Origin of the sequence: Coleofasciculus sp., assembly GCF_046539235.1 — a bacterium.
Classification (GTDB): Bacteria; Cyanobacteriota; Cyanobacteriia; order Cyanobacteriales; family Coleofasciculaceae; genus Coleofasciculus.
The window spans coordinates 1-3,585 of sequence record NZ_JBKHHI010000554.1; the positions used below are offsets into that span (position 1 = coordinate 1).

Here is a 3,585-nt window from a genome sequence, read left to right on the forward strand (position 1 = left end):
AGCACTATTGTAGAGACGTTGCATGCAACGTCTCTACATAAATGACGATCTCCACCGTTAACATTAATTGCCCCCATTTAAAAAAGCTTGATAATCGCCTCCCAAGGCTTCTACAATGGTGCGAGTATTGGTAATAAGCATTTTGACATAAGTATCCGCTTCACTTCCGGGTGCGCCGAGGGAATCAGAATAAAGTTCGGATGGTGATAATTTGACTCCCGCTTCTTCTGCAACCGTTTTAATCAGGGCGGGGTTAATCGTGGTTTCGGCAAAAATAGCGGGAACCCCTGCTTCTTTTATTGCATCAGATAGGGTTTTTACAGTTTGGGCGCTGGGTTGTTCTTCGGTGCTAATTCCAATTAGTGTGCCAATCACTTCTAATCCATAGGCTTGAGCATAATATTGAAAGGCGTCATGGGTGGTGACGAGTTTACGCTGATTGGCGGGGATGGTTTGAATTTGCTGAGTAATCCAGGTATCTACTTGTTCTAATTCAGCCGTAAGTTGGGCGGCGTTGGCGGTAAATTCGTCTTCGTCTTCCGGTGACAGTTCAATTAAGCGATCGCGTATGGCATTCACCATTTTAATCCCATGCTCTGCATCTCCCCAAACATGAGGATCAGGTTCGGTTTCTCCCTGATATTCAAAGTCTAAGGAGGTGACAACTTCGCCAACGGCAAAGGTTTTAGCATTTACCCCGGCTGATTGCATCAGTTTAATCAGTGCGGGTTCTAAGTTATACCCGTTGTAGAGAATCAAATCGGCTTGTTCTAAGGCAATAGTATCAGCAGGTACGGGTTCATAAACGTGAGGATCAGCACCGGGTTCCAGGATTCCGGTTAACTCGATCTCATCTCCTCCAACTTGTTCTGTCAAGTCGGCAATAATGGTACTGGTGGCGACAACGTTGGGTTTGTCCTCTGCATCGGTTCCTGAAAGATTCGGATTTGTCGCCTCACAGCCACTCAGCCAAAGTCCCAGCATCACCCCAGCTAGAACCTTCCATCGGGAAATTTTCGGGAAATTAATTCTACCCTTCCCCCCAAGCAGGGCGGGTTTAGTGTAGAGACGCGCCATGGCGCGTCTGTACAAGGGGATAACGTTATCAGTCAAACCCGCCCCTACACCTGTACACCCCTGTAACTGAGTTCTACCCTGCGAGTGAGTCATTCCATTCATCAAGTTTATATAGTGGTTTTCATATTGTTTTCATTTTTGAGGATACAATATTTTCATATTTGTTTCATTTTATGGAGTCTGCCAGGTTTAATCATGTCAACGGTTATCTTGAATAGCAACAACCACAACCCCCAAAGCCCCACCATTACCCGCCAGGAACCACTGAGGATTGGACACCTGAGCGTACAGTATCGCTTTGTGGAGGCGCTAAAGGATATCACCTGTCAGATTCAACCGGGGCGACTGACGGGGATTATTGGTCCCAATGGTGCGGGAAAAAGTACGCTGATGAAAGCGATGCTAGGGTTAGTTCAGACAAGCTGTGGTACAGCGATGTATCAGGGGAAACCCATGATGGATCAGTTAGATAGGATAACCTATGTACCGCAGCGATCGCAGATTGATTGGACATACCCAGCAACGGTGTGGGATGTGGTATTAATGGGGCGGATACGCAAGACAGGATGGTTTCGGCGTTTCTCCACCGTATCCCGACGCATCGCCGCCCAGTCGTTAGCGCGGGTAGGTATGAGTGAATTTCGCGATCGCCCCATCGGGCAATTATCCGGGGGACAACAGCAGCGCGTTTTTCTCGCCAAAGCATTAGCCGAAGAAGCGGATATTTTCTGTTTTGATGAACCCATGGCGGGAATCGATAAAAAAACCGAAGCCATTATTTTTGAGATTCTTCACGAATTAGCCGATTCTGGGAAAACCGTGTTAGTGGTTCACCATGATTTAGGGGAAGCCATTACCAATTTTGATGATTTAATTTTATTGAATCGGGAATTAATCGCCTCAGGTTCCCGCCAACAGGTAATGCAGGCAAATAACCTACAACGGGCCTATGGAGGTCAAGTCGTCTTTTTCTCAGACGCCGCTTAATGTTTGAATTGTGTAGGGGCGGGTTTAGGGATTAAAATTGATTGTTTTTGTTAACATTTATACAAAACCCGCCCTGGCTAACGTTTGAGAAATTTGACAAATGACAAATGACAAATGACAAATAATGCTTGACCTTTTAATTGAACCCTTACAATACAGCTTTATGCAGCGATCGCTAATGACAGCCGTCTTAGTGGGAATCGTCTGCGCCTCAGTGGGAAGCTACCTGATGGTACAACGCCTCGCCTTACTCGGTGACGCGATTAGTCATTCCGTATTACCGGGATTAGCGATCGCCTATATCGTGGGCGTGGATATCTTTCTGGGGGCGTTTTTGGCGGGTATTGTCAGTACAATTGTAATTACCTGGATCAGAACGCGATCGCAGATTAAAGAAGATGCGGCGATGGGGATTGTTTTTTCCGCTTTCTTTGCCCTTGGTATTACCTTAATTACAGTTATTCAAAAAGACAATAAGATTGACCTAAATCACTTTTTATTTGGCAATATTCTCAGCGTGACTGGGGAGGAAGTAATAAATACAGCTATTATTACCGCCATTGTCCTCGCCATTGTTTTATTGCTGTATAAAGAATTGATGTTCTATACCTTTGACCCCGTAGGCGCAAAAGCAGCAGGATTACCCACAAACTTGCTCAACTTTGGCTTAATGATTTTAATCGCCCTAACCATCGTTGCCAGTCTCAAAGCGGTTGGCGTGATTTTAGTCTTAGCCATGCTAATTACCCCAGGGGCGACGGCTTATTTATTGGTGACAAGGTTGCACCAGATGATGCTGTTAGGGTCAGGAATTGGCGTCGTTGCCAGTATTAGTGGGATGTATTTGAGCTATTTTTTCAACTTACCATCGGGTCCGGCTATTGTATTAGTCACATTTGGATTTTTTATGCTGGCGTTTTTATTTAGTCCCAGTCAGGGGGTTTTGACTCATCCGAGAGTTCAATCTAATCAGTCACAGATTTGGCGAGAAATTAAGGGATTATGGCGATGAAATGAGTCACGCTCCAGTTATAGATAACCCAGTCCGCGCAGGCGGACTACCCTTCGGGAAGGCTTCGCCTATGTTTGTGTAGCAGCGATTTCAATCGCCTGCTCAAAAGTATCAGCCCTCAACTAAAGTTGGGGCTAAAAGCTTAAACCCGTTAAAACGGGTTCAAAGACTTACTACCCATTCCCAATTTAAATACATGACAGCTTATCTCCCACATACCGTAGGGTGGGCATTGCCCACCAGATTAGGAGGAGCGTGCCATTCATCTTAAGATTAAGATAGGGATAACAAGTTTGTAGTCAGGGAACTTTAGCCCTTACATTTCCCATTGAGGAGAATGAAATGACCTTTGCCGAATCCCGCCGTGACACCGTTCCAGTTGAGCTTCCCAATGGAGCGATCGCGAAATTTGAGGTGACAACGACAGGGCGAGAGGATGTCAGCTTTGACGCCAAGCAGTTTCAGCCTGTCGCTGATGCGATTGAGGGGGTAGTACAGATGGTCGCCGC

General features: G+C 46.0%; 3 protein-coding genes. 2 read left to right on the top strand and 1 reads right to left on the bottom strand.

Annotated features, from left to right (window positions below; all coding sequences use genetic code 11):
* Window positions 1-63 precede the first annotated feature (63 nt).
* On the bottom strand, window positions 64-1,179 hold the full coding sequence (locus ACLFWI_RS28420; RefSeq protein WP_446415721.1) for a metal ABC transporter substrate-binding protein: 1,116 nt from the start codon (window positions 1,177-1,179) through the stop codon (window positions 64-66).
* Between the two features lie 93 nt (window positions 1,180-1,272).
* On the opposite strand from ACLFWI_RS28420, the gene ACLFWI_RS28425 reads away from it, so the two are divergent.
* Together ACLFWI_RS28425 and ACLFWI_RS28430 are read left to right on the top strand one after the other, a co-directional pair.
* Window positions 1,273-2,064, top strand: coding sequence for a metal ABC transporter ATP-binding protein (locus tag ACLFWI_RS28425; protein WP_446415722.1), 792 nt, complete (start codon window positions 1,273-1,275; stop codon window positions 2,062-2,064).
* A 124-nt stretch (window positions 2,065-2,188) separates the two neighbouring features.
* Window positions 2,189-3,076 (top strand): metal ABC transporter permease, encoded by an 888-nt coding sequence (locus ACLFWI_RS28430; protein WP_446337936.1) that lies wholly within the window; start codon window positions 2,189-2,191, stop codon window positions 3,074-3,076.
* Window positions 3,077-3,585 lie beyond the last annotated feature (509 nt).